This is a genomic window from Lysinibacillus sp. GW821-FHT14F06, from assembly GCF_058803665.1.
Genome location: NZ_JBXAPF010000016.1, coordinates 53,068 through 79,124, shown reverse-complemented (window position 1 = coordinate 79,124; position 26,057 = coordinate 53,068). Strand labels below are relative to the sequence as shown.

The 26,057-nt window shown below is 35.3% G+C and carries 34 protein-coding genes; 11 read left to right on the top strand and 23 right to left on the bottom strand.

All coding sequences use genetic code 11. The features are described 5' to 3' along the window. Nucleotides 1–66: 66 nt before the first annotated feature. Complete coding sequence (locus AC1RNS_RS15170) at nt 67–264, bottom strand: uroporphyrin-III methyltransferase (RefSeq protein WP_492993796.1); 198 nt, start codon at nt 262–264, stop codon at nt 67–69. Between the two features lie 145 nt (nt 265–409). Further along, nucleotides 410–1,918: a leucyl aminopeptidase gene (locus tag AC1RNS_RS15165; RefSeq protein WP_492993795.1), complete on the bottom strand. Its 1,509-nt coding sequence runs from the start codon at nt 1,916–1,918 to the stop codon at nt 410–412. A gap of 121 nt (nt 1,919–2,039) precedes the next feature. Here AC1RNS_RS15165 and AC1RNS_RS15160 point away from each other — a divergent pair, with 121 nt between their 5' ends. Next, the gene (locus AC1RNS_RS15160; protein ID WP_492993794.1) at nt 2,040–2,522 is read left to right on the top strand and encodes a divergent PAP2 family protein; all 483 of its coding nucleotides are present in this window, start codon (nt 2,040–2,042) and stop codon (nt 2,520–2,522) included. Nucleotides 2,523–2,575: 53 nt separating this feature from the next. Here AC1RNS_RS15160 and AC1RNS_RS15155 read toward each other — a convergent pair whose 3' ends face one another. The 3 genes from AC1RNS_RS15155 to AC1RNS_RS15145 form a co-directional block, all read right to left on the bottom strand. Then, on the bottom strand, nt 2,576–2,905 hold the full coding sequence (locus tag AC1RNS_RS15155) for a YuiB family protein (RefSeq protein ID WP_492993792.1): 330 nt from the start codon (nt 2,903–2,905) through the stop codon (nt 2,576–2,578). A 171-nt stretch (nt 2,906–3,076) separates the two neighbouring features. After that, entirely contained in the window at nt 3,077–3,586 is a 510-nt protein-coding gene (locus tag AC1RNS_RS15150) for an NUDIX hydrolase (RefSeq protein WP_492993791.1), read from the bottom strand. Nucleotides 3,587–3,897: 311 nt separating this feature from the next. After that, complete coding sequence (locus tag AC1RNS_RS15145) at nt 3,898–4,395, bottom strand: MarR family winged helix-turn-helix transcriptional regulator (RefSeq protein ID WP_492993789.1); 498 nt, start codon at nt 4,393–4,395, stop codon at nt 3,898–3,900. Between the two features lie 102 nt (nt 4,396–4,497). Here AC1RNS_RS15145 and AC1RNS_RS15140 point away from each other — a divergent pair, with 102 nt between their 5' ends. The 3 genes from AC1RNS_RS15140 (at nt 4,498) to AC1RNS_RS15130 (ending at nt 6,013) form a co-directional block, all read left to right on the top strand. Then, entirely contained in the window at nt 4,498–4,989 is a 492-nt protein-coding gene (locus AC1RNS_RS15140; RefSeq protein ID WP_492993788.1) for a CarD family transcriptional regulator, read from the top strand. Between the two features lie 206 nt (nt 4,990–5,195). Then, nucleotides 5,196–5,393 carry a hypothetical protein gene (locus AC1RNS_RS15135; protein WP_492993787.1) on the top strand — a complete coding sequence of 66 codons (198 nt, stop codon included), beginning with the start codon at nt 5,196–5,198 and terminating at the stop codon, nt 5,391–5,393. A gap of 245 nt (nt 5,394–5,638) precedes the next feature. Next, nucleotides 5,639–6,013, top strand: coding sequence for a hypothetical protein (locus AC1RNS_RS15130; RefSeq protein WP_492993785.1), 375 nt, complete (start codon nt 5,639–5,641; stop codon nt 6,011–6,013). A 355-nt stretch (nt 6,014–6,368) separates the two neighbouring features. On the opposite strand, the gene AC1RNS_RS15125 is transcribed toward AC1RNS_RS15130, so the two are convergent. After that, the gene (locus tag AC1RNS_RS15125) at nt 6,369–6,743 is read right to left on the bottom strand and encodes a HesB/IscA family protein (RefSeq protein ID WP_492993783.1); all 375 of its coding nucleotides are present in this window, start codon (nt 6,741–6,743) and stop codon (nt 6,369–6,371) included. Between the two features lie 186 nt (nt 6,744–6,929). Between AC1RNS_RS15125 and AC1RNS_RS15120 the strand changes: the two genes are divergently transcribed. Continuing rightward, nucleotides 6,930–7,622, top strand: coding sequence for a DUF2225 domain-containing protein (locus tag AC1RNS_RS15120; RefSeq protein ID WP_492993781.1), 693 nt, complete (start codon nt 6,930–6,932; stop codon nt 7,620–7,622). 46 nt (nt 7,623–7,668) lie between these two features. On the opposite strand, the gene AC1RNS_RS15115 is transcribed toward AC1RNS_RS15120, so the two are convergent. Then, the gene (locus tag AC1RNS_RS15115) at nt 7,669–7,905 is read right to left on the bottom strand and encodes a NifU family protein (RefSeq protein ID WP_341300224.1); all 237 of its coding nucleotides are present in this window, start codon (nt 7,903–7,905) and stop codon (nt 7,669–7,671) included. Between the two features lie 82 nt (nt 7,906–7,987). Between AC1RNS_RS15115 and AC1RNS_RS15110 the strand changes: the two genes are divergently transcribed. Next, nucleotides 7,988–8,323, top strand: a complete 336-nt coding sequence (locus tag AC1RNS_RS15110; protein WP_492993779.1) for a YuzD family protein — start codon at nt 7,988–7,990, stop codon at nt 8,321–8,323. 59 nt (nt 8,324–8,382) lie between these two features. Here the strand turns inward: AC1RNS_RS15110 and AC1RNS_RS15105 are convergent, their stop codons facing one another. Continuing rightward, on the bottom strand, nt 8,383–9,447 hold the full coding sequence (locus AC1RNS_RS15105) for an NAD(P)/FAD-dependent oxidoreductase (protein ID WP_492993777.1): 1,065 nt from the start codon (nt 9,445–9,447) through the stop codon (nt 8,383–8,385). 332 nt (nt 9,448–9,779) lie between these two features. On the opposite strand from AC1RNS_RS15105, the gene AC1RNS_RS15100 reads away from it, so the two are divergent. After that, complete coding sequence (locus AC1RNS_RS15100; RefSeq protein WP_427544855.1) at nt 9,780–10,016, top strand: YuzB family protein; 237 nt, start codon at nt 9,780–9,782, stop codon at nt 10,014–10,016. A 274-nt stretch (nt 10,017–10,290) separates the two neighbouring features. Here the strand turns inward: AC1RNS_RS15100 and AC1RNS_RS15095 are convergent, their stop codons facing one another. After that, a complete protein-coding gene (locus tag AC1RNS_RS15095; RefSeq protein ID WP_492993776.1) occupies nt 10,291–11,043 on the bottom strand; it encodes a TIGR01457 family HAD-type hydrolase in 753 nt (250 codons plus the stop codon). Further along, entirely contained in the window at nt 11,040–11,492 is a 453-nt protein-coding gene (locus AC1RNS_RS15090) for a DUF86 domain-containing protein (protein WP_492993775.1), read from the bottom strand. The genes AC1RNS_RS15095 and AC1RNS_RS15090 overlap by 4 nt, the downstream gene beginning before the upstream one ends. Nucleotides 11,493–11,580: 88 nt before the next feature. On the opposite strand from AC1RNS_RS15090, the gene AC1RNS_RS15085 reads away from it, so the two are divergent. After that, nucleotides 11,581–11,844, top strand: coding sequence for a DUF3055 domain-containing protein (locus tag AC1RNS_RS15085; RefSeq protein WP_492993774.1), 264 nt, complete (start codon nt 11,581–11,583; stop codon nt 11,842–11,844). Nucleotides 11,845–11,993: 149 nt separating this feature from the next. Here the strand turns inward: AC1RNS_RS15085 and AC1RNS_RS15080 are convergent, their stop codons facing one another. The 11 genes from AC1RNS_RS15080 to AC1RNS_RS15030 form a co-directional block, all read right to left on the bottom strand. Beyond that, nucleotides 11,994–12,191, bottom strand: coding sequence for a hypothetical protein (locus tag AC1RNS_RS15080; RefSeq protein WP_492993773.1), 198 nt, complete (start codon nt 12,189–12,191; stop codon nt 11,994–11,996). A gap of 27 nt (nt 12,192–12,218) precedes the next feature. Further along, a complete protein-coding gene (locus AC1RNS_RS15075; RefSeq protein WP_492993772.1) occupies nt 12,219–12,749 on the bottom strand; it encodes a D-glycero-alpha-D-manno-heptose-1,7-bisphosphate 7-phosphatase in 531 nt (176 codons plus the stop codon). A 118-nt stretch (nt 12,750–12,867) separates the two neighbouring features. Further along, nucleotides 12,868–13,221 (bottom strand): YutD family protein, encoded by a 354-nt coding sequence (locus tag AC1RNS_RS15070; RefSeq protein WP_492993770.1) that lies wholly within the window; start codon nt 13,219–13,221, stop codon nt 12,868–12,870. 33 nt (nt 13,222–13,254) lie between these two features. Beyond that, nucleotides 13,255–14,178: a lipoyl synthase gene (gene lipA, locus AC1RNS_RS15065; RefSeq protein ID WP_492446244.1), complete on the bottom strand. Its 924-nt coding sequence runs from the start codon at nt 14,176–14,178 to the stop codon at nt 13,255–13,257. Between the two features lie 105 nt (nt 14,179–14,283). Further along, nucleotides 14,284–15,093, bottom strand: a complete 810-nt coding sequence (yunB, locus tag AC1RNS_RS15060; protein ID WP_492993768.1) for a sporulation protein YunB — start codon at nt 15,091–15,093, stop codon at nt 14,284–14,286. Between the two features lie 23 nt (nt 15,094–15,116). Then, complete coding sequence (locus tag AC1RNS_RS15055) at nt 15,117–16,226, bottom strand: HD-GYP domain-containing protein (protein WP_492993766.1); 1,110 nt, start codon at nt 16,224–16,226, stop codon at nt 15,117–15,119. A 36-nt stretch (nt 16,227–16,262) separates the two neighbouring features. Further along, the gene (locus AC1RNS_RS15050; protein WP_492993765.1) at nt 16,263–17,630 is read right to left on the bottom strand and encodes a bifunctional metallophosphatase/5'-nucleotidase; all 1,368 of its coding nucleotides are present in this window, start codon (nt 17,628–17,630) and stop codon (nt 16,263–16,265) included. Between the two features lie 49 nt (nt 17,631–17,679). Beyond that, complete coding sequence (locus AC1RNS_RS15045) at nt 17,680–18,501, bottom strand: sulfite exporter TauE/SafE family protein (protein WP_492993764.1); 822 nt, start codon at nt 18,499–18,501, stop codon at nt 17,680–17,682. Further along, entirely contained in the window at nt 18,501–19,358 is an 858-nt protein-coding gene (locus AC1RNS_RS15040) for a DUF72 domain-containing protein (RefSeq protein ID WP_492993763.1), read from the bottom strand. Before AC1RNS_RS15040 ends, AC1RNS_RS15045 begins: the two co-directional genes overlap by 1 nt. A gap of 259 nt (nt 19,359–19,617) precedes the next feature. Further along, the gene (locus AC1RNS_RS15035) at nt 19,618–20,616 is read right to left on the bottom strand and encodes an ABC transporter substrate-binding protein (RefSeq protein WP_492993762.1); all 999 of its coding nucleotides are present in this window, start codon (nt 20,614–20,616) and stop codon (nt 19,618–19,620) included. A gap of 277 nt (nt 20,617–20,893) precedes the next feature. Beyond that, nucleotides 20,894–21,094 (bottom strand): cold-shock protein, encoded by a 201-nt coding sequence (locus tag AC1RNS_RS15030; RefSeq protein ID WP_054770577.1) that lies wholly within the window; start codon nt 21,092–21,094, stop codon nt 20,894–20,896. Between the two features lie 502 nt (nt 21,095–21,596). Between AC1RNS_RS15030 and AC1RNS_RS15025 the strand changes: the two genes are divergently transcribed. Further along, nucleotides 21,597–22,049 (top strand): hypothetical protein, encoded by a 453-nt coding sequence (locus AC1RNS_RS15025; protein WP_492993761.1) that lies wholly within the window; start codon nt 21,597–21,599, stop codon nt 22,047–22,049. A gap of 68 nt (nt 22,050–22,117) precedes the next feature. Here AC1RNS_RS15025 and AC1RNS_RS15020 read toward each other — a convergent pair whose 3' ends face one another. Beyond that, complete coding sequence (locus tag AC1RNS_RS15020) at nt 22,118–22,642, bottom strand: GNAT family N-acetyltransferase (RefSeq protein WP_492993760.1); 525 nt, start codon at nt 22,640–22,642, stop codon at nt 22,118–22,120. A gap of 247 nt (nt 22,643–22,889) precedes the next feature. Between AC1RNS_RS15020 and AC1RNS_RS15015 the strand changes: the two genes are divergently transcribed. Further along, nucleotides 22,890–23,693, top strand: a complete 804-nt coding sequence (locus tag AC1RNS_RS15015; protein ID WP_492993759.1) for a MerR family transcriptional regulator — start codon at nt 22,890–22,892, stop codon at nt 23,691–23,693. 17 nt (nt 23,694–23,710) lie between these two features. Next, nucleotides 23,711–24,355 (top strand): methyltransferase family protein, encoded by a 645-nt coding sequence (locus tag AC1RNS_RS15010; RefSeq protein ID WP_492993757.1) that lies wholly within the window; start codon nt 23,711–23,713, stop codon nt 24,353–24,355. A 242-nt stretch (nt 24,356–24,597) separates the two neighbouring features. Here the strand turns inward: AC1RNS_RS15010 and sufB are convergent, their stop codons facing one another. Beyond that, on the bottom strand, nt 24,598–25,995 hold the full coding sequence (gene sufB / locus AC1RNS_RS15005; protein ID WP_009371995.1) for a Fe-S cluster assembly protein SufB: 1,398 nt from the start codon (nt 25,993–25,995) through the stop codon (nt 24,598–24,600). Between the last annotated feature and the right edge of the window lie 62 nt (nt 25,996–26,057).

The following is a 26,057-nucleotide window of genomic DNA, read 5'->3' as shown; positions in this document are numbered from 1 at the left end:
ATTTCCAAATCAAGAAAAAACCAGTCGGCGATTTAATATCGACAACTGGTTAGCATATTTCACTATTCAATAAGGTCTACGATATCGTGGTGGATATGGTCGACCTGGACGGAAATAAGGACCTGGTGGATATGGACGATAGTTTGGATAATACGGTGGATATGGGCCAAATTGTGATCCAAGTAAACTTCCTAAAAAACCTCCAAAAAACGGTGCACCGAATGGCCAAAAGCCTCCTCCTGGATAACCTCCGAAAAATGGCATAAGCTACCTCCCTTTTTACTTTATCGTATGAAGGGAGGGCATAACTATCGCATGTACATCGCCTAAGCTATTTGACTTTATCGAGGGAAAACTTATCTTCTATCAATTTCTCTACCTAAACAAGTTGACAACCACCGTAACGTTTTTAATTCTCTTCCCCTAGTCGTTGCACAAAGTTTGCAATTGTTCTTACCATGACACCTGTACCACCCTTTGGACCCAAATCATGTACAGCAACTGCATCAGATGTGCCAGCGATGTCTAAATGAATCCATGGCGTATCTCCAACAAACTCACCAACAAAGCCTCCACCGAAAATCATATGTCCATCTCGACCTGGGGAATTATTTAAATCAGCAACATCCGATTTACGAATTCGTTTTTTATCACTTTCTGTTAACGGCATGCGCCATACAAATTCATCCGTTTCCTGTGAAGCTTCCATAAATGCAGCAAAGAATTCATCATCATTCGATAATGCCCCAGTTTTATCCATACCAAGTGCTGTAATCACCCCACCTGTTAATGTCGCTACATCAATAAGCGAAGTTGCGCCTTGCTGTTTAGCATAGGTAGTAGCATCTGCTAAGACTAAGCGTCCCTCAGCATCCGTATTTAATATTTCAACTGTTTTACCACTATACGTTGTAATGACATCATCTGGTTTAAATGCTGTATCCGAAACCATATTATCAGTAGAACCAATAACAGCTACAACATTTTTATTTGGACGTAATTCACCAATGATTTTCATAGCGCCAAGCACTGCTGCTGCACCACCCATATCGCCTTTCATGCCTACCATTGAATCCTTTGGCTTTAAGGAGTAGCCGCCTGTATCATATGTAACGCCTTTACCTACAAGACCAATTGGATTTTCAAAGTCTTCAGTAGCTTTATATTTTAATGTGATTAAACGAGGCTCTTCTTGTGAGCCTTGATTAACACTTAAAATACCGCCCATACCAAGCTCCTCTAATTGTGCTTTATTTAAAATCTCAACTTCAAAATCATAGTCTGTCGCAAGAGATTCTGCATAATTAGCCAAGTCTGTTGCTGTTAGAAGATTCGGCGGTAAATTAATTAAGCTTCGTGCTTCGTTTACTGCATCTGCATAAATAAGTCCCACCCCAAAACTTGCCACTACCTCATCAATATCATTAGCTTTAGTTACTAGATGTATAGCCTCAATTCGCTTATCGACTTCATTTGATGTTGTTTTATAATGAGGAATTGTATAATAACCAAGACCTGCTCCCTCACCAGCTAAAAATGCAACATCTGTAACAGTAATATCTTCAGTCGTAAAAGATTCAAGCCAAATCGAATACTCTTTAACCTTTAAGGCTCTAAGCTCCTTACCTACTAAACCAAATGCTGCACGAATATTGCCTTCTGTTAGATTTTTACGTTCATCTAAGCCCACAAATAAAATACGTTTAAGATTTGCGTGATCTTTCATAAATGGCAACTTTGTTATTTTTTTTAGCTCTGTCGATACGTCCCCTGCGCTAAGCCACGCATTAATGGATTCTCCATAAAATGATGAAAAGCTATCCCAATCCTGCATTTGTTCACGATGTTTTGTGACCCCTACCACTAACACTTCAGTAGAAATCGTTTCAAATGTTTTTGCTTCTTTTACAATATGCATGTTAATTCCTCCATTCATTCTCCATTATACCTAAGTTTCAGAAAACGCGTAATATTTGGCTATAGCTTCTTTTAGAAAATAATGAATGTTATAATAAAGGCAATTATAAGTGAAGGTTGTGATGATTATGAGTTTACTTCAAAATACCCCTTTACTCGTTGCCCTCTTTGCAGTTCTCTTTGCACAATTTGTCAAAATTCCTATTCATTTTTTAATGACCAGACAGATTAAATGGGGACTGTTTACTTCCACTGGAGGAATGCCTAGCTCACATTCCGCTTCTGTTACAGGACTTACGACCTCTATCGCCTATGAAACTGGATTAGATTCTCCAATTTTCGCTGTAGCCGCCATGTTCTCATTTATCGTTATGTATGATGCAAGTGGCGTTCGCTATCAGGCAGGTCAACATGCAGCCATCTTAAATCAGCTACGAAAGGACTTTCAAACTTTGCTTCATGATTTAAAGAAATGGCCACAAATGGATGGACAAGAAAAAATGGAAGAGCTGAAAACATTGCTAGGTCACAAGCGAAGCGAGGTTTTTTTCGGGGCATTAACAGGCATTTTTATCGCCATCATCACCTACCAGTTACTATTATAAAAAAATCAGTATTTATCTCTATATCAACTCATAGAGATAAATACTGAAGCTTGTTAAAACATTCGATAGCCACTTTTACGTAAATAAATCATGACAATCCCAGCTACTATAGAACCTGCAAAGCCACCAGATAGAATAGCAATATCTACAAATTGCAATGCTTGTAATTTATCGATTAAAGCTGGAAACGCAGAGCCTGGCTTGAAAATATAATCTAAAAAGCCTACATCATCAACAATAAAAATAACAACAATCGGATACACAATTGCCATTAACCATGTCATTCGCAGAAGCATATTTAATAAAAATCCGATACCAAAGAACATGACGAAAAATAACAAAATTGAAATGATTAGCTGAACTAATGAAACTGGACCATCCATGTATGTATAACCTCCGTTTTCCTCTCATTAGTTTACATGATTACGACAACGCTTTCAATGAACATAGCCTTGTTTTCGCTTGTTCGTCATATTTAGGAAAATCATTTTGATTTTGCTAAACGTTTAACATTTAATGAGAGAATAATGGTTCCCTAAAGCACCAAATACTCGTTACCCTCCATTATCTTTTTTAAAGAATAATCGATAAGATGAATAGCCAAACACATCGCCTGGATTAATGCCCTCAATCCCTTGTAATTGGTGTTTTTCAAATTGATTGGAGGCCATCTCTTTTAACATAACGGATGTCATTTCATCTTGTGCTAGCTCCTGTGGGTACATCCATTTTGCCTCTAACAATTCATTTTCTTGAATACAAATCGGCTGTTGATCATCTATCATTCGACAATAAAAAATTGCCATATTATCACTAATTTCACCCCGAATAACACCTGTACGAAAACCAATTAAGCCAGATACGCAGCAATCAATACCTGTTTCTTCCTTTAATTCTCTGACAACAGCCTCATCCACCGTTTCACCCGCATTTACAAATCCAGCTGGCAATGACCATCTTCCCTTTAAGCCACTATATGCTTTTTTTACAACCAGCCATTGACCGAACTCATTGACAGCAACTCCAGCAACCCCCAACCAAACTTTCCCTCTATCTTTCTTCATCTCATTCACCTCTTATATCAATATTATAACTGCTCATTTTCTATACGGAGAAGCATTAATTCAGAATTATTAGTGTTTAGCTAAAAAATGCAGCAAAAAACCTTCTCACCAGAAGGGGAGGGCACTGAAAAACTAATTATTAGAAATCTATCTTTTGTTAGATATGAAAACTTGAAAAAGCCGATTTGCATCACATTATTTGTGGCAAATCGACTTTTTTAGTCCCCTTCAAGAAGGTGTGATAGAGGCTGATTTTTACTAGGAGAGATACTACTGGCTTAAGATCTTTACATCTGAACCTATTACATTACTTAGATTAAATCCTGCATTTCTAAATGTTCCAATTGCCAATTAAGCCTTAAGATGTTTTTTAATTTGGTCACATGCTCTTCCCCTATTGTATTGACAAGTTGCTGCTCGATTTCTGCTTTGTAATGTTCATTTTTTTCATAGCATTCTTCACCAAATTTAGTCATACGAATAGCTTTATGTTTCTTACTATGTTCAACTTTACAAACTGTTACTAGTCCTTTAGCTTCCAAATTTTTTATGAATTTATGGGTTGCCTGTCTAGAAAAATCAACATCCTTAGCCACATCTGAAATCGTTAATTGTTTTTTATATATTTTACCCAAAATATTCCATTCCGAATTAGAAATATAAATATGATTATGTTTATTCCACTTCTCTTCAGCAAGTCGTCGAAGTATTTCATGACGTTCGCTCAATAAATCAATGACATCCCGATTTTGCAATTCGTCCTTCAACTTATTCACCTTCATTCCATATTTTTCGTTAATAATATACAAAAAAAAATACCACTCGTCAACCAAGTTGACAAAATAAAATTATTTGATTATACTTAATTTAGTCAACTAAGTTGACAATTTATTTTGTTGGAGGGAATATACATGTATAATGTTGGCGATGTAGTCATTTATTCATCACATGGGCTTTGTTCAATTGAAGATATCTGTGAACAAACTTTTAGCGACATTACAAAAACTTACTACGTTTTGCATCCATTAAATGATTCAAAGTTAACCATTCGCACCCCTATTGACAATGCAAAAAAACAGCTTAGAGACATCATAAAAAAAGATGAAGCCCTCAAAATTCTTCATTCGTTTACTTCTCCTGGTGTTGAATGGATAGAACAAAACACACATCGTATGCGATCTCATATAGAAATCATTAAATCCGGTGATCGACAAAAGCAAGCAAATCTCTTAAATACTTTACTAAGAAAAAAGCTTGAATTTCTAGCACAAGAAAAAAAATTCCCAAATCAAGAAGAAAAATTACTTCAAACCTTACAGGAATCCATTTTCTCAGAATTTTCGATTGCCCTTAATAAACCCTCAGAAGAAATTTATGAAGATGTATTAACAAAAATTCAATAACCATTTTTTGGTACATAAAGAAGCCACAATTATCTCACTAATGGAGAATAATGCGGCTTCTTTCATATTTTCATCAAATCATAAACTACACTTCCCAAAATTCCAAAATTTGTTTTTATATTTTTCAATTTGTTACCACATAAATAACCATTGTGTTATCATTTCTCTAGGAAACTATATTGGTCAAATAAAGGAGGTTAGTATATATGGAAAATAAGCAGTTGAAAAAGGGTATACTGATTCTCTTCATCATCTTAGCCTATAGTCTGCTGTCAATTACTTATACACTTATTTTAAATGGTAAAATAAATTGGTCACCATTCATTTTGGCAGTATGTGTGATAGCTTCATTAATTAACATATATCGTAATTACAATAAAACATTGAAAAAGGTTAATACCTAACAAGAGAGTTTTCTTTTCTAAATACATATTTGTTATTTTAGCTTAAAAAACTTCTTTGATTTGCTATGTAATGTAACATCTCAAATCAAAGAAGTTCCTTATCTATACCCCACTAATACGTCATTTCAGTCTGATCTCCACAAAACTTTTATTGTTACTAGTGAAGTAATTTAGTTAAAAAATAATTTGAGTACTTGTTATTCTAAATGGTAAAATTTGATTAAATATTTTAGCGAGGTGAGTTTGTGAAATACTTTGAAGAAGCCAAAAATATCTGGAAAAATTACGTTCCGAAGAGTGGTCAATCAGAAATTGTTGAAGGCGAACTAATTAGAGCGATTGAAAAACTTCGATATGAAGCACAAAATAATGGGAATGGTAACTGGGATGAAGGATTTGAATTATTTTGCCAGTACATATGGGATATCCTAAACGATGACAAAGTTTTCGAAAAGGATGTTTTACATGAAATACGAACAGATATAGATACTATAAATAATAGTGAAGTACCGTACTTGGAAGATGATTTATATGATCGAATTACTGACCATATTATTGAATGGAGTATAGCTCACAAAGGTCCAATTAAACGAACAAAAGACCCAAAGCAACATAGATAACTTTTAACACATCGAGCTATATAACCGACTTCAAAAGGCCGCCAAGTATTCGAATAGTTCAATTGCGTCCTATTTCGAATACCATCGCCAATCTTAGCTGTCATAAAATAATTCCAAGCATCAGTTAGTCTGATTTTATGTACGGTATAAATTGATTCATTTTCTCTCTTCTTTCACTCTTGCTATACGTCGTTTAATAGAACGATTGTCAGACAAAAAAAGCGCTCCCTTCCGTATCGATTTTCAATACGTAAGAAAGCGCATTAAGTATATATTCAATTATCCAATAAAAACTAACTAACAACTACTCGGTATAAATACGTAAGCACGACGATTTACTGTCCGTCCAAATTAATTATTCACAAACTTCAGGCGTACCTTCACGTTTTGCCGCTTTAAAACTTGTGCCACAACCGCAAGATGCAATCGCATTTGGATTGTCGATGGTGAAGCCACCACCTATTAGCGATTGTTTATAGTCTATTTTTGTTCCCATTAAAATCGGCGCATCTTCGCGGGAAACAAGAATTCTTAAACCATGTTGTTCATCTTCAATATCATCATCTTTTTTCTCTTTATCAAAATGCATCCCATAGGATAGACCGCTACAGCCTCCACCATTCACAGCTACACGTAAAAAAGAACCTTGCTCTTCGTTATGCTCCATCATTTCTTGAATATGAAAACCAGCTGCCTGTGTAATTTCAATTACTTGCTTTAAACTTGTCATCCCAATCACCTTCTTTCTTATATAACATCATATCAATTTTGACCATTGTATGACAAACATTCAGCTTTAAGTGCATTTTTAGTAATAATTCTAATATTTTTCACATAAATAGTATTTTTTATTCATGTTTATAGAAATCTCATTGGTATAATAGTTATAACGATGTCGATGAAAGAGGTAAAAAATATGGAGATTTCACCTTATTACGAAAAAAAAATTCAATGTCTTAATTGCAAAAAAGAATTTCCTACATTAAAAGTCCGCTCTAAATTCATTAAGGTCGACCATACAGAAACGGACTTTCAGCCTATTTATGCTGATGGGGTCAATGCCCTTTACTATAATGTTTTTGTTTGTGAGCACTGTGGATTTTCCTTTACAGAAGACTTTACCAAATATTTTGCACCTGGCATACAAGATGAAATTCGCACGCAAATAACTGAAAAATGGGTACATCATGATTTCAAAGGAGAGCGTACTGTCTTTCAAGCAATTCAAGCCTATAAATTAGCCTTCCTTTGCGGCACAATCAAAAAAGAAAAATTCGTTGCCATAGCGGGTCTCGCTTTACGTCTTGCATGGCTTTATCGCTCCCTAAACAACAGCGGTCAGGAGCAGCGCTTTATGAGATTGGCACGGGATCAGTATATGGAATCCTATTCAACAGAGGATTACAGCTCAACCCAGATGTCGGATGTACGCATTATGTATATGATTGCTGAACTATCACGACGTATAGGTGATATTGAAAATGCCACACGTTTCTTTTCAAGGGTTATCGAAAAGCAAAGCATTGGCGGTGAAGCAAAAATTATTGATATGGCAAAAGAGCAATGGGCTATTATCCGAGAAGAAAAAGAACAGTCACGCAAACATTAAAAAAAAGTTCTAGCTTGAATGGTCAGCTAGAACTTTTTAAATTTACTTAGAATACTTGCTCTACTTCAACGATGCCAGGTACTTCTTCTAATAATGCGCGTTCGATACCCGCTTTAAGCGTAATCGTTGAACTTGGGCAACTTCCACATGCACCTAGTAAACGTAATTTTACAATGCCATCCTCTACATCTACTAATTCACAGTCTCCACCGTCACGTAGTAAGAATGGGCGTAATTTATCTAATACCTCTTGTACTTGGTCGTTAATTGTTGCTTCAGCCATTTATCTCGACTCCTTTCCTTATAATGATTATAATGTTAGCAACAGAAAAAATCCAATATTGAATCACGGGAGTGGAAATACAATGGGACAAATGAAACCAATGATCGAAATTTATGGAACGGCAGTCATCTGCGCTAGCTGTGTAAACGCGCCGTCTTCAAAGGATACATATGAGTGGCTACAGGCAGCGATTAATCGAAAATATCCAAACCAAGCTTATGATATTCGCTATGTAGATATCGAAGGTCCAATTGAGAATGAACGGGATCAAGATTATGCTGCACGCATACAAGAAGATGAGTTTTTTTATCCATTAGTATTAATAAATGATGAAGTAGTAGGCGAAGGTTATGTGCAATTGAAGCCTGTCTTTTCAGCGCTTGAAAAAATGGGCTTTATTCCAGATGAAACTGTATAAAAGAAATGGATTGCTTCAAATAATCATAATTGAAGCAATCCTCTTTTATAACAGCCTGCTTAATCGTTTTGATATTTATACAGCCATAATAGTCCTGATTTCATCAATCGAGCTATACGTCCTGTTACAGTTGTGTCTGCTAAATAAGCAAAGCCCTGTTTCTTACCAAGTGATCCCATAAAGCCTTTTAATTTAATATCTGGCATCTTCTCTGGTAAATTTTCACCTTTCCAACGCATACGAAGCACTTTCACGATATGCTCTGCTTGTTCCTCTGCTAACTGAGCACTAGGTGAAAAATCGGAAGAGGCACAATCCCCAACAACATATACATGCTCATCATCAAGGACATTAAAATATTGTGTTACTAAAGGACGCCCTTGCTTATCTTTTTCAACATCCATCTCTCGCACAATTTTCACTGGCTGTACGCCAGCAGTCCAGACAACTGCATCGAGTGGAATTTCGTCTTCATGATTAAAAATTTTACCAGGCTCAACCTTTGTAATATTAGAGTTGGCAATGACATCTACATCATGCTTCACGAACCAAGCCTTTACATAGTTACTCAATTTTTCTGGGAAGTCCTTCATAATACGTGGACCACGGTCAAATAATTTTATCTTTAAATCTGCGCGACTTTCACGAAGCTCACTTGCAAGCTCAATCCCACTTAAACCAGCTCCTACAATTCCGACAGTAGAGCCTGCTGGTAAACCACAAAGTGCTTGGAAGGTTGCACGTGATTTCGCCATAGTCTGAATGCTATATGTGTATTCCTCTGCCCCTGGTACACCGTGATATTTATCTTCACAGCCAAGACCTACGACTAAATCATCATATTCTATATGTTGCCCATCTTCTAGAATGACTACTTTTTCCGCACGATCAATTTTAACGACCTCTCCATATACAGCCGTTAAACGTTCATGCTCCGGGAAGCTTACACGAATTTCTTTATCTGTTGAAGTCCCTGCTGCTAATGCATAAAATTCTGTTTTTAAACTATGGAAAGGGGCTCTGTCTACTAGCACGATTTCCGTGTCTAATGGAAGGTTTGGTAATAAACGAAGCATGACACGCATATTGCCGTAGCCGCCACCTAAAAGTACTAATTTTCCCATAATAGTCTCCTTTTATACCTCTTATAATAATTGTTCACAAAGTATCCACAAATGAGTATAACCGATTGTGAGATGTTTCACAATATAAGAATGCAATTTTGTGAAAGATTTCACAAAATAAATGATTACCTGCCTTTTTTGCACGGTTTTTGATGTAGTTGTACTTTTCAACTTAACGTTATAACCCAAATTTTCAGTGCTATTATTATTTTTTGAAAATTTAAAAATAAACATTAATTTTATTATCATATTCCACTTTCACCCTAAGATAAACTTAAATCATTGACGAATGTTTTAAAAGCGAGTAGCATTACTTTGGTGAGGTGACATGTATGAATCCAATGGTTGAATTTTGTGTGAGTAATTTGGCAAATGGCTCTCAAAAAACGTATGAAATATTAGAGCGCGATCCAAACATCGACGTTTTGGAATATGGCTGCCTCAGCTACTGTACGAAATGCTCAGAATCCTATTATGCAATCGTCAATGGTGAATTAGTGGAAGCTGACTCTCCTGAAGCGTTAACAAAAGCCATCTATCAATTTATAGAAGAAAATCCTTTATGGTAGACGATAAATAGCTGCTATAATAAATTTGAACATATGAAAAGGATGTTATGCCAAAAATTCGACATAAACATCCTTTTTATTTTATCTTCATTCAGTAGAAGACTCCACCTCTACAGGTGGTGAGATGATTGCGGTTTTGGTTCCTTTTCAGTGGGTGTCGAAAACACCTACTGAATGAAGATAAAGCCCCCGGCGGATGTCACGGATTTTCAAAGGAATGAATTGTGCGGGCACAATTCAAAATCCGGACGCAATTACGCCAAGGCGAAATTGATTAAATTAAAGCCTCTATAATATATGTTGGCTGTTGCTCTTTCTCTAATACACTACTTGTAGGTGTCACACCAGTATTAACATGAATAGTATCACAACCAAAACGAATACCACACATAATATCTGTATCATAATTATCGCCAATCATGACCATCTCATCTTTTGTAAAACCGTGCTCAACAGCAATCATTTCAAGCATAGCAGGTGATGGCTTACCAATATAAATTGGTTCAACATCAGCAACCTCCCCTACTAAACGAGCAAACGACCCATTACCAGGAAGAAATCCATATTCTGTCGGAAATTTAATATCTTGATTTGTTGCGATAAACGCTGCACCATTTTGAACAGCAATCGTTGCCTTGGCAAGTGCCATATAATCCAAGGTGCGATCAATGCCCATAACGAACACCTCTGGCTCTTCCTCAATAGTCTCAATACCTTCATTTAACAATGCTTTACGAATACCATCAGAGCCCATCATGGCGACTTTTTGACCTGGGAAGTTTCGCGCAATATATTTGGCTGTTACCAACGCACTCGAGTAAATATGTTTAAGGGGTGCATTTACACCAATAGCGATTAAAGCCTCCTGCAGTTGCTCTCTAGTCTTAGAAGAATTGTTTGTAACATAGAATGGCTCGATACCAACTTGCTGCAAACGTTGAATAAAAGAAATCGCAGAAGAGATACCCTCTTTCCCACGGTAAACTGTACCATCTAAATCGAAGCAGTATGCCTTATAGTTTTTCATTGATGATCCTCTGGCAAAAATGCAGAGACTGGACCAAGTTCATTTGTTAAATAACTATTAACGGCTGGCGAGAACTGCTTTAATGCAGATAGATTTGCTGTTAACACATTGATTACTTCCTGATTATCTACCTCTATAAACTCACGAACGAGCATTTTACGTAAGCCTACAACTGCTTTTAATGGTGCTTCCATTTCTGTTGATACAACTTTTTCATCGATTAATATATCAATAATATCCTCATAGCTTCCCGGATCACGCATAATAAAGCCATCTATCATCAAGTTCCCAACATCCATCATCGACTCCATAATATTGTGACCAATTCGCTCGATTGCTAATTTTTTAATATCATTTTGTAGCCAATTATCTTCTGCCTCTAAAATAGCTAATAATCCATCTAAGTACTGTAAATTTTTTGTGATTTTATTTCGATCTACAAAATACACAAGGAAAGCCCCCATTCAAATCTTTAAAAGTTGATAGTCTTTTCTCTTCTATAGTACCATATCTATAGGACTGGAAGGAGATTAAAAGATGGAACGTTTTTTTTTATATGATGATGTAGAAGATACTAAAACACGCTTTGTCAGTTTTGCAGGAAAACTTCGTTATGATTTAGCTATTTTGCAATCAGGTCGTTTTTTTGGTAAGGTGCTTGTCATGGATATTCAATTTGGACGCTTCGCTATTATTGGTCCAGACGATATTGAAGAGCCTGGCTACCTTGAGCATGTTTACAATCGTTCAGAGGAAGAAACTGCCGAATTACGAGAATATTTACGTGAATTATTGAATTAACACCCTTTAAAAATAGGGTGTTTTTTTGTGAGAGATTCTAGCATTAAGAATTGACTACAAAAAAATTCCGCTTTCTACAAGCATTGAGCATGTATAGCAGAAGAATAGCGAAATTTTTTTAGTAGCAATCTTACAAAAATGTATATAGGCTAATCATTATTCAAGATAGAAGGATTATCTTTATTTTGCGGCTTATCTTTATTTTCATTATTGTTTTGCTTTTTGGCTTGTTTATTTTGCCCGATAACTCCTAAGTCGTCGACACTAATATCAAATCCATACCCATATTCTTCTCGGTCAACTGTTTTTTTATTGTTCTTTTCTTTAGTCAAGTTCATCACCTCCATTTAGTAAATTATCCTTTTTTATATAATTTATACGTCTTTTGCATCTTCAATCATCCAATTAGCAGCACTTATTAAATCTGGAAAAATTGCATCTGCTAATGGATCCTTTTCTCCTAAAAACACACCCTTAGTCCCTGCACGTTTTCCCGCTATGATGTCCGTGTCCGTATCTCCCACCATATAGGATTTGGATAAATCAATATTATACTTTTCCCCAAGATCAACGATTAGTTTACTATTTGGCTTGCGACAGTCACAGCCCGATTTTGGCTTATGTGGACAATAGGCTACCTCGTGTATAATGGCACCGTCCTTTTTCAATTCCTTCATCATATGCTCATGTATTTTTTGAAGCTTTGACTCTTTCATATACCCTAGACCGACCCCTCCTTGATTGGTGACCACAAATATATAGTCAAAGTACTTATTTAATTTTTTTATAGCTTCTGGCACACGTGGTAGAAAATAAAAATCCTTAGGCTTATTCACAAATTTCACACGACTCGTTAACACCTCATTGATTACACCATCACGATCTAAAAATATAGCTTTTTTCATCTTAGCAACACACCTTTAAATTTAAATATACATTTATTAGTGTGCCCTAAAATCCAAAAAATCATCTTTTACAAATTTAAAAAACCTGATGCTAATGGCATCAGGTTTCTGTTGTTGTTTATTCCGCTATTGATTCATTTTCAATAGGCTTTGTCACTTCGTTATCTTCACTTACTACATCTTCTAGTTGGTAAATAGCTTTACCAGATTTACGTAATACAAAATAGGCACAGCCAAAATTACAAAACTCATATAAATAATCTTGGAGCGTACTAATTTTTGTATCGAAAGTAGATTTTTGATTTTTATCATCAAAAAAGCCTTTTAGACGTAATTGATTATAGCCCCAATCGCCCACAATATAATCGTATCTGGCTAAAATATCTGAGTATCGCTCCTTCAATACTTCCTCTTGAAAAGCATCTCGGTAATCTTCAATAATCTCATATTCATATCCATCAATAATAATCAAAGGGACACCACCTATTCTACGACAGCTTTTGCTTTATATTTCTGCTTGTAATTGACGCTCTTTTGTTGCTGCGTTCACTTGTTCATCGGCGTGATAGCTACTACGCACAAGTGGACCAGCTTCACAATGCTTAAAGCCTTTTTCCATCGCAATTTTACGCAGCTTCCCAAACTCTATTGGAGAATAGTACTTTTTAACAGGTAAATGCTTTTTCGTCGGCTGTAAGTATTGACCGATTGTCATAATATCTACGTTATTAGCTCGTAGATCATCCATTACTTCTAAAATTTCTTCATGTGTTTCACCTAAACCAATCATTAAAGATGACTTTGTAGGGATATCTGGCTGCATTTCTTTTGCCAAACGAAGAAATTCTAAAGAACGCTCATATTTTGCACGTGCACGAACTCTAGGCGTTAAGCGGCGCACCGTTTCAATATTATGGTTTAAAATATCAGGCTTTGCATCCATTAAAATTTGTAGATTTTCTTGCAAGCCACCTAGGTCTGATGGTAGAACTTCTACAGATGTAAACGGACTCTTTCGTCGAATTGCACGCACCGTTTCAGCTAATACTTGAGCGCCGCCATCCTTTAAGTCATCACGTGCAACCATTGTAATAACAACGTGCTTCAAGTTCATAATAGCTACAGAATCTGCTACACGCTCTGGTTCAGCTAAATCCAGCTCATTTGGTAAGCCCGTTTTAACGGCACAAAAGCGACAAGCACGCGTACAAACAGAACCTAAAATCATCATTGTTGCTGTACGGCGTTCGCCCCAGCACTCATGAATATTAGGACAGCGCGCTTCCTCACATACTGTATGCAGATTTTTTTCACGCATCAGTTTTTTTAGCCCTTTATATTCATCATTAGTGTTTAGTTTAATTTTTAGCCAGTCCGGTTTTCTTAGATGTTCTTCCTTACCTGTGCTTGTAGGTTTACAAGATGTCATACGAATATCGCCCCTATCAAAAATGTGCTTTTTTTATATTAACTATCTTTACTGTTGTCAATGTAACATATTAAAGGAACGGCAACAACTATCACAGCAACTTTTCTATTTATCAAATGGAATAGGTATTTCAAGTGATGGCTGAGTTCCCTCACTACCATTTGTATAAACATTAGGTACAGGCCCTCTTGTCAATCCCATTGCCACTGGGATGTCCTGCGTAATAGTTGAGGATTTACTAGCGAATGGCACAATGATTTGTACATTTACCTCTAAATGAATCCCAACTTCTACAAACGCACTGTTAATTCCATATTCCGTTATGGAAGAAGTAACATCACTATGCACATTACCAATTACATGAAAGCGTACTGGAATTTTAGGACCTAAATTCCCCAGTAAAGGAATATTGGCTGCCTGGCTAATTGGGACATAAAATACAACTCCGTCCCCTTCTTTAATCTTGTTATAATCATACTCAATATTTTCAAGATCTGGCAAATTCGATAAATCTCCTTGCTCTGCTTGCTCCAAGTACATTTTTACTTGCTTTACTGTGTCTGCACGAACCCGATTAATAATTTCTGTATTAATTTTCAAATCTGAGTTGCTGCCAGGGGATACTTCTACAAGTACGTCATTAATATCCAAAACATTTAATGATGCTTTACTCACAACATAGGATGCAATTTTAGTAGTCTGTACTTCAGCATATTGTAGGTAGGTAGGCATTAGTCGCTCGTTCAAAAAATAAATGAATAAAGAAACACCTATAATGATGCTTACAATTAATAACGTTAAACGATTCAACCGTTTTCCTTTTTTTCTATAGCTACCATAATGACTATGATTGCTATATGATCGTAGTTTCATCCTTTTTCGAGGGAAAAACAAAAAAATCTCCTCCTGTTCCATAAAATATGAACAGGAGAAGATTTTTATTCAACTTTGGATGGTACAACATAGTCTGTTTCCACACATTCAATTGTTAAGCCTGGGTAATCCACTAAATTAATTTCATATGTAGCTGATAATAACTGATTTTGCTCCTCAAAAATACGAATAAATGGGTATGCAGAATTCAAAGTATTTTGTCTTGATACGATGCCTCTACGATTATCCGATAATTTTAAAATAACCCCATTAGGATAATGGACAACCGCCTTTTTCAGAGCTCTCACGATACGTGCATCGTAAATAGTGCCAGAGCCCGCTTCTACAATTGCTAAGCCCTGTGAAGGCAGCATTTTCTCACGGTAAACACGATTTGTTGTCACAGCATCAAAGACATCAGCTACACCAATTATTTTAGCAAACGGATGAATTTCGAAATCAACTAAACCTCGAGGATAACCGCTGCCATCAATGCGTTCATGATGCTGAAACGCACAATGAGCTACTAGCAATGATATAGAATGTAAATTCCGTAACAAATCAAAGCCATAACGTGTATGCTTCTTCATTGTATCAAATTCCTCATTGGATAAGCGTCCAGGCTTTGTTAGAATTTCCTTTGGTACCATTAACTTGCCCACATCATGCAATAAAGCACCAATGCCAATTAAACGTAAATCCTCCGCTGAGTATCCAAGCTCTTTCGCAATGGCTATCGAATAGAGTGTAACCTGAAAGGAATGCTGATATAAATACTCATCAAATAAATATGCATCGGTTAGTATTGTTAAAATTTCATCATTTCCAGTAACTGCTGACAGTAACTCATCTACAATTGAGACAATCGCTTTTGACTGCTGGTCAAGTATATAAGAGGCATTTACTGGATTTAAACCATCCATTGATTGAAAGGAACTCTTAATGGTTGAAACTGCCTTATTTCGCATTGCAGGTGGAACAGTTTCCTTTACTTCAATCCCCTCAGAAATTTCATCATCTATATATAAATAATGCATATTTAATTCCTGAAGTCTTTGAATAATGCGGTCGTTTATCACAACATCCTTCTTTAATAAAGGATGTCCAGCCTCATTCCAAATAGTTCTTCCTAATACCATTCCTTCTTTTAATACATCGATTGAAATTAATCGCATGACCTCTTCCCCAATCCATTCTTAAAGCATTGATTTCTACGGCTTAAAAATTCTTTGCCCATAATCTATCATAATGTTTCGTAAAAATTCTGGTAGAATATATTTTTTCTTCGCATATTTAAAACTTGGATAAAAATAACCAAATGTAAATAAATCAAGCGTCACTAATTTATAAATTCGATCGTTATCTGCAAGCTTTCCATTGATAAGTAACTGACGATCCTCATTCATTGAAAAGCCATAAGTCAGCATCTTTCCAAAGATTACGCCTCTAAATCCTAGTCCTTTCAACTCAATATAGGGCCACTCTTCATTTTTTGATTGCTGGAATATTTCTTTCATTTCTGCAACTGTTAATTCAATCGTACATAAATTAATTGGATGTGGGAAAATCCTATGCAAGTCCAAGGCAGTTACAGTTCCCTTGGGTAGACCATCTAAAAATATTCCCGCATTAAATAATGCACAGTCTGCACCGCTTTTATCTAAGATGGCCAGAGCAAACAAATCGGATAATTGCGAATAATGGAACCATTCCTTATTATACGATTTTTTTGTTACAAATATTGGAGTATCTAGCAATTGCTTGCCTTCTTCTTCATATGACTGTACAATGTCTATTTCATTTTTAACCTTTGGCAAATCCTTATTATGAATTAAACTATCCTTTTTTTCAACAATTTTCCTCAGTTTTTTATCATATTCTACCACAAGATGCCCTGTATATTGTCCGAATTTCCCTCCACCTGTCAATAATACGCCATTGACAAGCTTGCCATTAGGCAGAATATGATGGGTATGTGAGCCAAAGATTACATCTATTTCTGGGCATTCATCCGCTAAGAGCTCATCCTCTGTAATACCTAAATGTGACAAACAGACAACAATATCTACTTCCTCACGAAGCTGAAGAGCTAGCCGAATTAATGTCCCTCGAGCATCGTCCATTTCCCACTTTAATTCTTTATAATAAATTTCAAACATAGCAGTTGCTGCAATAACCGCTAATTTAGTACCATGTGCAGTAGTTAATACAACATAGGGCTTCATCCAAAAAGGATTACTTCCTTGTGAGACATAGACATTGGCTACAACAACCTCAAATGCTGCCTCATCATACAAATGATATAGCTCTTCGTGTGACAATGTTATGCCTTCATTATTGCCAATGGTCACGACATCGTAACCCGCTTCATTTAGCAGTTTCACATTACCCTTACCGATTGTAGCCTCTGTATAAATATTGGAACGATCTAAATGATCACCAACATCAAAAAGAAAACTTGATTCACCCATTGTTGCGAGCTCCATACGCTGCGCTTTCACATAATTTTGCATTCGTGGCCAATACTTAAAATGACTGTGCAAATCATTCGTGTGAAAAATATGAATTTTCTCCAGCATTTTAGCAACCTCTTCTTTTCATTCACATTAATATCTCAACAAAAACACTTTACAATAAACCTTCAATTATGGATCTAATTCCCATTAATAATAATATAACGCGCAATGCTACTACAAGTGTCTCTGATTTTATTCTTTTATTTAACGCTGCCCCAAGCTTTGCACCGATATAGGCACCAGGGATAACAGGTATTGTATAGAGCCAAGGAACATGCTCTAAATAGATGTGACTCGCTGAACCAACGAGCGATGAAAGAAACACTAGGAACATTGATGTTGCCACAGCAACATGTGGTGGGAATAAAAATAAAATAATCATTGCAGGCACAATCATTGAGCCACCACCGATACCAAATAATCCAGAGGCAAAGCCTATACCAAATGTTAAAATAATGGCAAACCAAATGGGGTACCCATAAACAAAGGTATTACCTTCAGTATCCGTAAATTCTCGCTGCGTCCCATTTTTTACAAACCATTTTACAGGTTTCAATTTATCACGTACAAGTAATATCGTCGCTAGAATAATAAGTAAAATACCAAAATATAAATTAAATGAAGGTAAATCTAATCCCTTATTTACCCATGCACCTAGCATTGTTCCTGGAACACTACCTATAAAAAATATCAAACCACTTTTATAATCAACGGTTTTGGATTTCATAAAGCTTAAAGTTGAGGCAAGTCCAGTAAAAATCATCATCACAACCGATAATCCAACCACCTTTTGAGGTGTTATATCTGGAATCATTCCTAGATTCAATCCTACGAACAATGTTGCTGGCACTAGTATTATGCCCCCGCCAAGTCCGACTAGTGCACCTACTAAGCCAGAGAATAGCGCAATAATGACTAAAAGAAAAAATTCCATTATAGTTCCCCTTCAAACATATTTAATTGTTTAGGCGCTAGCCCGACATCTTTAATATCTAAAATAACTTGTAGTTCCTTAGCATTTTTAGCGGCATGCAGCCCTGAATTATTATTAAATAAGACGAAAAGCTCCTCCACCTTAGTCTCAAGTTCTGTGATATGATGCCCAAGCTGTTGCAACTCTTCTTTATTATAATCATATAAAAATCGAACTTTTCGCCAATTTTCAGCATTTCCAGTGTTACGCCAGCCATGAATATTGCGACCATGAATTCGAATAAGTGCCTTCTTGGCAGTGACAGCAGGATAAAATGGAACAGAACCGACACCTGCCTGTGGTTCATCACAAATTGTATGAATAAATTGATGCTCCTGCAAGAAATTCATAGTTTGCTGCACGACAGGCTCTGCATACCATGTTTGATTTCGGAACTCTATAGCCACCTCAAAATCCTTAAGCTGCTGTCGTATATACAACAAATATTGAACATTTTTTGCCTGACAATCAAACCATGGCGGAAACTGAGCAAGAAGCATTCCTAGCTTACCATGGCATTTAAATTCATTGGCACATTCGATAAAGGCATTGAACATATCATTTTTGGATTCAAAAGGAATATCCCCACGTAAATGCCCTGTCATGCCTTGATAGGCTTTGACAACAAAACGGAAATCATCTGGCGTATCCTGACACCATTTTCGTACATTCTCTTTAGATGGTATAGCATAAAAAGAAGTGTCTACTTCAACCGTTAAAAAATGACCCGTATAATCGAATAATTTATCTTTTGAGGCAGTCACTCCACTATAAAGTGAAGGATGATCGCCCCAACCAGTTAATCCAACTCGTATCATGTGACTCCCTCCTCTATGTACATTATCATAGCATACAGTTTCTACTTCCATATGAATACATAGTAAAAAAACCGTATTCACAGAATCTCTTTTCATAGGGGAATTAAATGACAAATAAAAAAACTGCACCCCGATTGTTGATGTGTATAACAATCGGGATACAGCATACTGATAAAGTAAAAGCTACAATTAGACACCCTATTCATTTCTTCTTATTTACATAAAATCTAATGCCAGGTAAATAGTTTTATCTTTGCCTTTATTTTAAAAGATATTGTTGAACACTTTCTAAGAATTTAATTCGGCTATATGCAGGGCCACCTTCCATTAGTGGATCTACAACGTTGACAAATACTTGATCATTTTTAAAGGCATTAATATTTTGGACAATTGGATTCTTTTTAAAATCTTCTAATGCATTAGGTGCATCAGCATTTTCAGCAGCAGAGAATTGAATAAACACATAGTCTGGGTTCATATCAGCCAATTGCTCCACAGAAATAGCTTCCTGTGACTTAGCCTTGCTTACTTCATCAGGTACTTCTAAACCAAGCTCACCATATAATACAGGATTGAAGAACACTTCTTTCGGATACACATAAGCTTGTCCGCCACGAATACGTATAGCTGCCACTTTTTGACCTTTTAATTTCTCAATTAGAGTTGCTTTAGCAGCTTCGATATCAGCCTTATATGTAGACAAGATTTTTTCTGCGTCTGCTTGTTTACCTGTTAAGTCAGCTAATAAATTTAAATTGTCTTCCCAGTTTGTTGAGATATGTGATACTAAAATTGTAGGAGCAATTTTCTCCAACTTTCCTTGTACTTCCTCTGGAAACTTTGTGGAACCTAAAATAACATCTGGAGCTAATTCTACTATTTTTTCAAAGTTCGGTTTTATTTTCTCACCAATAGATTCAGCTTTATCTGTCACAGAAGCATAGAGTTCAGGGAACTTTCCACCAATAGCAATAGCCCCTACTGGATGCACATCCAGCACAACCATATCCTCCATTGCCTCCATTGCGCCTGTTACAACGATTCTTTCTACTTTTTGTGGAACTGTATAGCTTTCACCAAGATATTCTATTGTTCTTGTGCCATTTTCTTCTGAACTCTCTTCTTTTTCTTGAGCTGTATCCACGCTTTCATCTTTATTAGAGGATGGATCTTGTTCACTTTCCTTTTCTCCACCACAGGCAGCTAAAACGAGCATTAATAATGCAATAAAGCTAAAAAGTATAAATTTCTTTTTCATTCTATCGAACACTCCTTCGTCAATTATGTGTGAATATCAATCTAACTGTTCTAGTAACCTCCCCTTCTTATGTAGTTATTTTGAAAAAGTATTATCAGCTCCTATTTTAAATGATATTGATAATCATTATCATTTTAGTATTAAATTATTATAAAATCCAGTGTTATTTCTATAATTAGTGAAATTAATTATCAATTAGGTCAAAAATCTCCCTAAGTAGCTATACAAAAAAGGCATCCTAATTAAAGGATGCCTTTTTATGGGTGTAGCATTAAAATTAAAGTTTTACGATGTTTGTAGCTTGTGGTCCACGTTGACCTTCTTCTACTGAGAATTCAACTTTTTGACCTTCTTCTAATGTTTTGAAACCGTCTCCTTGGATAGCTGAGAAGTGAGCGAATACATCATTTCCGCCTTCTACTTCGATGAAGCCAAAACCTTTTTCTGCGTTAAACCATTTTACTGTACCTTGTGTCATTTATATGACCTCCACTAATTGTATTAAATAAAATCATTACCATTGCTTCAAAAGAAAAAAATTCACAAATTACAAAAAGTAACTAACAAAACACGATTACTCTTTGTAATTTGTGAATTCATTGTTCTACCGCAATTTGATTTTATTACATTAATTTTATGATAAAATATTGTATTTGTCCAGTATAATGTCACTTTTGCCCCAAAAAATATCTAAAAGAGCAATAAACTTCTAGTAGTTCACTTAAAGTTAACAATAATTTCAATGATTTTAGGTGAAATATAAGCACCGATGAAGAAGTTAACGTAAACTAAAGAACAAATCAAATTGAATTAATTCTTAATAAATCAAGTTTCTGCAGCATTTTAATAAAACTGAAGGATTTTAATATATATTGTATAATTCAGAAGTATAAAATCCAATTAAGTATCATTTTTCCAAATGACTACTATCGTAATAAAGAGAAAGTTTGAAATCGACAAAAATTTGGAGGAAAACTTATATGCAAATAAGATTTGAATTAGAAGAAGACACTTCTATTTTAGATAATCTTTATTTTGATGGCTATTTAAAAGTGTTTGCAAAGGATAACAATGAAGACGAGCTACTTTTCTTTACCACTACTGGACACAGTACTATTTTAGGTGATTTTACTAGCAAATTGATAACACTTCATCAAACAGGAAAAAGTCAAAAATTAGACCCATTTGGCAATGCAGATATCCTTACTCTAGAAAAAAGTAGGTCTAAACTTATGATTTCACATTCTAAAAAAATTGAAAAAAATAGTCAGTGGTTACACACATTCAATTTCACAGAATTTTTAGTAGCTTATATAAAAGAATTACAACGATATTTAGCTACAGCGAAAAAAGCAGATACAAATATTGAGACAATTACAGCTTATGTTTATCTGAAGGAAGGGTTAGATTCTTTACAAGCGATTATAAAATAAATTTATAAGAATTTTATTTCCCAAAAGACCAAGAAGGCAATTAAGCCTATCTCGGTCTTAGGACGATTTTATTTTATTAGAGAATAAATATATGTGTCATATGGAACATTATTTTGACGCATATATTTTTTTAACAACCCTTCTTTTTCAAAGCCAGCTTTTATTAATAGCTTGTTTGAAGCATCATTTTCAGTGAAAACTATTGCTCCTATACGTACTAACTCCATCTCTTGGAAGCCAAATGAAATTACTTTATTAACAGCCTCCAGTGCATAACCTTTTCCCCAACTCTCTGGGAATAGTGCATAACTTATTTCAGCCCTTTTATGCTCAGTTGACCACTCCTGAAAACCAATGGTACCAATTATACCTTCTTGCCCTTTTAATTCTATTCCCCATTTAATTCCACGTTTTTCATTATAGTTCTTTGAAAAATTATTAATTATTTGCCTAACTTGATCTAAACTCGTTAATGGATTTTGCCCATAATGACGTAGTACATCAGGATTAGAAAAGCAATTTAAGATAGTCTGAGCATCATTAACTGTTAGCTCTCGTAACACTAATCGATCAGTATATAAAATAGGAAACATTTCGCCACTCCTTCTAAGTAAGTTATATCTTACACATTTTATATAAAAAGAGTGAAGATTGCATCACTTATTTATTATGCTAAATTGTCTAAGTTGATCCTTCAAAACATCCAACCCTATTTTTTCTGATGCTATCATCCCGCCAATCTAATGGTATAAATACTTTAAGAAAACTTAGTTACATTGATTGACCTTCCCCTTACAGGATACTTTATATTTAAAGTAATTTATAAGGGAGGTGATTGTTATGCTTACAATTGGTGAGTTTTCGAAAATATCTCATCTTACACTGAAGACGCTTCGATACTATGATGAAATTGGACTTTTAAAGCCTGATTTCATTGATGCTAATAATAACTATCGCTATTATAATATTTCCCAGTTAGAAACAGCTTTATTGATAGCACGATTAAAAAACTATTTATTTTCGTTAGAAGACATCAAAATTATTTTAACTAATAGAGATGATACCGAGCTCCTTAGTAAGAAAATGAGAATCAAACAAGAAAATCTGACACAACAACTTACATTTTATTCTTCTATGTTAAAAGAATTAAAATTAGATATTCAAGTGTTAGACAAAGATGGAAATATCATGAGCTATTTAGATCAGATTGAGATTAAACTTGTGGATCACTTAACCTATAATATCTTATCTCAACGAAAAAAAATAAATACCGCTGATTTTCTAATACAATTTAGTGAGTTATTTAGTAAAATCTTGTTTAGAAATTTATCACCTAGCGCAAAACCGCTTGCTATTTTCCATAGTCCTGAATATGAACCTGATAATTATGATGTAGAAATTGCGATTCCACTTACAGCTGCCACGAATGAAACAAAAGTGTTTAATCCTGGACTTTGTGCGATGGCTACGCTTATTGGCTCTTACGATAAACTACCTTCCATACATACTAAACTACATGTATGGATAGATGAAAATAACTATAAATTGAATGGTGCACCGTTTGAAGTTTATCAAACGGACCCCTATAGCACACAAGAGGATAATAATATCATAGAAGTATTTTTTCCTATTAAATTTAAATAACGAAGGGGTGCCTTACTGTGTATGGTATAAACAATTCTACGATAAAAGAAAAAATCTTAATTTTAATTGCTGAGATTATCTATTTAATCATTGCATATTATTTACTTTTTATTACATATGAAAAATCTGTCATTTCTCTAGGGCTTTTTATCGCTTTAATTATTACAGCTGTGCGATTAACAGCTATGATGTTTATATGGTTACCGAGAGGTATTGCAATGCAGGAAGCTCTCATGAACAGTATAGCCTTTGGGATTTATTATTTGGGCTTTCCTATTTTAATGATTATTAGTGAGCAGGATCCAAACTTAACAATACTAATTGTAGGCTGGATATTATTTTTAGGAGGCAGTATGTTAAACACTGTTTCAGAATTACTTAGAAAGCCTTTTAAAGATAATCCTATAAATAAAGGTAAGCTCTATACAGGCGGATTATTTAAATATGCGATTCATATTAATTATCTCGGAGATTGCCTTTGGGTGCTAGGCTTAGCGCTAATCTCTAACAATATTTATAGTTTGCTTATCCCTCTTGGTTTATTCTTCGTATTTGTTTTTGGCTATATTCCAAAATCAGATGATTATTTACAAAACAAATACGGAGAACAATTTACAATATATAAACAGAAAACGAAAAAACTAATTCCTTTCATTTGGTAAATAATCAAGATCACCTATTATGGGGTGATCTTTTTTACTCTAAAACCTAAATAAATCGTTAACCATCACCATTCAAAAAAAAATGCAATTTCTGATTTAGTTTTTTTATGAAAAAAAAAAGAAGAAGACGAACTATAAAAGTTCGCCTCCTACACAGAAGGTTAAAATTAATTGGCACGTTTTCAGCATGTCCGATTATTATTGTTATTCAAAACTCTTATATATTAAGCATGTCAGACGTATTATCCAATACTGCCTTCCATCTCGAACTTGATAAGACGGTTCATTTCTACTGCGTATTCCATTGGAAGTTCTTTTGTGAATGGCTCGATGAAGCCCATTACAATCATTTCTGTTGCTTCTTCTTCAGAGATTCCGCGAGACATTAAATAGAATAATTGTTCTTCAGACACTTTTGAAACTTTCGCTTCATGCTCTAATGAAACATTATCATTTAAGATTTCATTGTATGGAATTGTGTCAGAAGTCGATTGGTTATCCATAATTAACGTATCACATTCGATGTTCGCACGTGCACCGCTTGCTTTAGGACCGAAACGAACTTGTCCCATATACGTTACTTTCCCACCTTGTTTAGCAATCGATTTAGAAACGATTGTTGAAGATGTGTTTGGTGCCATATGAATCATTTTCGCACCTGCATGTTGGTGTTGTCCTTTACCTGCTAATGCGATGGATAATGTCATACCACGAGCACCTTCACCTTTTAGGATACATGCTGGGTATTTCATCGTTAATTTTGAACCAATGTTACCATCAATCCATTCCATTGTACCATTTTCTTCAACAACTGTGCGTTTCGTTACAAGATTGTATACGTTGTTTGCCCAGTTTTGAATCGTTGTATAACGGCAATAAGCATCTTTACGTACAATAATTTCTACAACTGCTGAGTGTAAAGAGTTTGTTGTGTAAACAGGAGCTGTACAACCTTCAACATAGTGTACGTGCGCGCCTTCATCCACAATAATTAGAGTACGTTCGAATTGACCCATATTTTCAGAGTTAATACGGAAATAAGCTTGTAACGGCGTTTCCACCTTCACACCTGGCGGTACATAGATAAATGATCCACCTGACCAAACAGCTGAGTTTAGTGCAGCGAATTTATTGTCCGTGTAAGGAATTACTTTGCCCCAGTATTGTTTGAAAATATCTTCGTTTTCACGTAAAGCAGAATCTGTATCTTTAAACACAATACCAAGATCTTCAAGGTCTTTTTTCATGTTGTGGTACACAACTTCAGACTCATACTGTGCAGATACACCCGCAAGATATTTTTGTTCTGCCTCTGGAATGCCTAATTTATCAAAAGTAGCTTTGATTTCATCAGGTACTTCATCCCATGACTTTTGTGTAGCTTCTGATGGTTTTACATAATACGTAATTTCATCAAAATCTAAATCTCCTAGGTCGCCACCCCATTGCGGCATTGGTTTTGTATAGAAAGTTTCAAGTGCTTTTAAGCGGTATTCAAGCATCCACTCTGGCTCTTGTTTCATATTTGAAATTTCACGGACGATTTCTTCAGTTAAACCACGTTTTGAACGGAAAATTGATACGTCCTTGTCATGGAAACCGTATTTGTAATCGCCGATATCAGGCATTTTTTTAGCCATCGTTTCTCCTCCGTTCATGATATTATATTTAGTCGTTAAATCTTTCAAGCTGGGTGAAGACA

What these genes read in the sequence shown, in the direction of transcription:
- AC1RNS_RS15095 (WP_492993776.1), bottom strand. Translation starts at nt 11,043, where the DNA reads ATGAAAAACTATAAGGCATACTGCTTCGATTTAGATGGTACAGTTTAC.
- yunB (WP_492993768.1), bottom strand. Translation starts at nt 15,093, where the DNA reads ATGGAACAGGAGGAGATTTTTTTGTTTTTCCCTCGAAAAAGGATGAAA.
- AC1RNS_RS15165 (WP_492993795.1), bottom strand. Translation starts at nt 1,918, where the DNA reads ATGCATATTGTAAAAGAAGCAAAAACATTTGAAACGATTTCTACTGAA.
- AC1RNS_RS15075 (WP_492993772.1), bottom strand. Translation starts at nt 12,749, where the DNA reads ATGAAAAAAGCTATATTTTTAGATCGTGATGGTGTAATCAATGAGGTG.
- AC1RNS_RS15045 (WP_492993764.1), bottom strand. Translation starts at nt 18,501, where the DNA reads ATGGAATTTTTTCTTTTAGTCATTATTGCGCTATTCTCTGGCTTAGTA.
- AC1RNS_RS15105 (WP_492993777.1), bottom strand. Translation starts at nt 9,447, where the DNA reads ATGGGAAAATTAGTACTTTTAGGTGGCGGCTACGGCAATATGCGTGTC.
- AC1RNS_RS15150 (WP_492993791.1), bottom strand. Translation starts at nt 3,586, where the DNA reads ATGAAGAAAGATAGAGGGAAAGTTTGGTTGGGGGTTGCTGGAGTTGCT.
- AC1RNS_RS15115 (WP_341300224.1), bottom strand. Translation starts at nt 7,905, where the DNA reads ATGGCTGAAGCAACAATTAACGACCAAGTACAAGAGGTATTAGATAAA.
- AC1RNS_RS15035 (WP_492993762.1), bottom strand. Translation starts at nt 20,616, where the DNA reads ATGAAAAAGAAATTTATACTTTTTAGCTTTATTGCATTATTAATGCTC.
- AC1RNS_RS15160 (WP_492993794.1), top strand. Translation starts at nt 2,040, where the DNA reads ATGATTATGAGTTTACTTCAAAATACCCCTTTACTCGTTGCCCTCTTT.
- AC1RNS_RS15015 (WP_492993759.1), top strand. Translation starts at nt 22,890, where the DNA reads ATGCTTACAATTGGTGAGTTTTCGAAAATATCTCATCTTACACTGAAG.
- AC1RNS_RS15110 (WP_492993779.1), top strand. Translation starts at nt 7,988, where the DNA reads ATGGGACAAATGAAACCAATGATCGAAATTTATGGAACGGCAGTCATC.
- AC1RNS_RS15050 (WP_492993765.1), bottom strand. Translation starts at nt 17,630, where the DNA reads ATGCTGGAGAAAATTCATATTTTTCACACGAATGATTTGCACAGTCAT.
- AC1RNS_RS15055 (WP_492993766.1), bottom strand. Translation starts at nt 16,226, where the DNA reads ATGCGATTAATTTCAATCGATGTATTAAAAGAAGGAATGGTATTAGGA.
- AC1RNS_RS15120 (WP_492993781.1), top strand. Translation starts at nt 6,930, where the DNA reads ATGGAGATTTCACCTTATTACGAAAAAAAAATTCAATGTCTTAATTGC.
- AC1RNS_RS15040 (WP_492993763.1), bottom strand. Translation starts at nt 19,358, where the DNA reads ATGATACGAGTTGGATTAACTGGTTGGGGCGATCATCCTTCACTTTAT.
- AC1RNS_RS15025 (WP_492993761.1), top strand. Translation starts at nt 21,597, where the DNA reads ATGCAAATAAGATTTGAATTAGAAGAAGACACTTCTATTTTAGATAAT.
- lipA (WP_492446244.1), bottom strand. Translation starts at nt 14,178, where the DNA reads ATGACATCTTGTAAACCTACAAGCACAGGTAAGGAAGAACATCTAAGA.
- AC1RNS_RS15085 (WP_492993774.1), top strand. Translation starts at nt 11,581, where the DNA reads ATGGAACGTTTTTTTTTATATGATGATGTAGAAGATACTAAAACACGC.
- AC1RNS_RS15135 (WP_492993787.1), top strand. Translation starts at nt 5,196, where the DNA reads ATGGAAAATAAGCAGTTGAAAAAGGGTATACTGATTCTCTTCATCATC.
- AC1RNS_RS15140 (WP_492993788.1), top strand. Translation starts at nt 4,498, where the DNA reads ATGTATAATGTTGGCGATGTAGTCATTTATTCATCACATGGGCTTTGT.
- AC1RNS_RS15030 (WP_054770577.1), bottom strand. Translation starts at nt 21,094, where the DNA reads ATGACACAAGGTACAGTAAAATGGTTTAACGCAGAAAAAGGTTTTGGC.
- AC1RNS_RS15155 (WP_492993792.1), bottom strand. Translation starts at nt 2,905, where the DNA reads ATGGATGGTCCAGTTTCATTAGTTCAGCTAATCATTTCAATTTTGTTA.
- AC1RNS_RS15170 (WP_492993796.1), bottom strand. Translation starts at nt 264, where the DNA reads ATGCCATTTTTCGGAGGTTATCCAGGAGGAGGCTTTTGGCCATTCGGT.
- AC1RNS_RS15080 (WP_492993773.1), bottom strand. Translation starts at nt 12,191, where the DNA reads ATGGAGGTGATGAACTTGACTAAAGAAAAGAACAATAAAAAAACAGTT.
- AC1RNS_RS15100 (WP_427544855.1), top strand. Translation starts at nt 9,780, where the DNA reads ATGAATCCAATGGTTGAATTTTGTGTGAGTAATTTGGCAAATGGCTCT.
- sufB (WP_009371995.1), bottom strand. Translation starts at nt 25,995, where the DNA reads ATGGCTAAAAAAATGCCTGATATCGGCGATTACAAATACGGTTTCCAT.
- AC1RNS_RS15125 (WP_492993783.1), bottom strand. Translation starts at nt 6,743, where the DNA reads ATGACAAGTTTAAAGCAAGTAATTGAAATTACACAGGCAGCTGGTTTT.
- AC1RNS_RS15020 (WP_492993760.1), bottom strand. Translation starts at nt 22,642, where the DNA reads ATGTTTCCTATTTTATATACTGATCGATTAGTGTTACGAGAGCTAACA.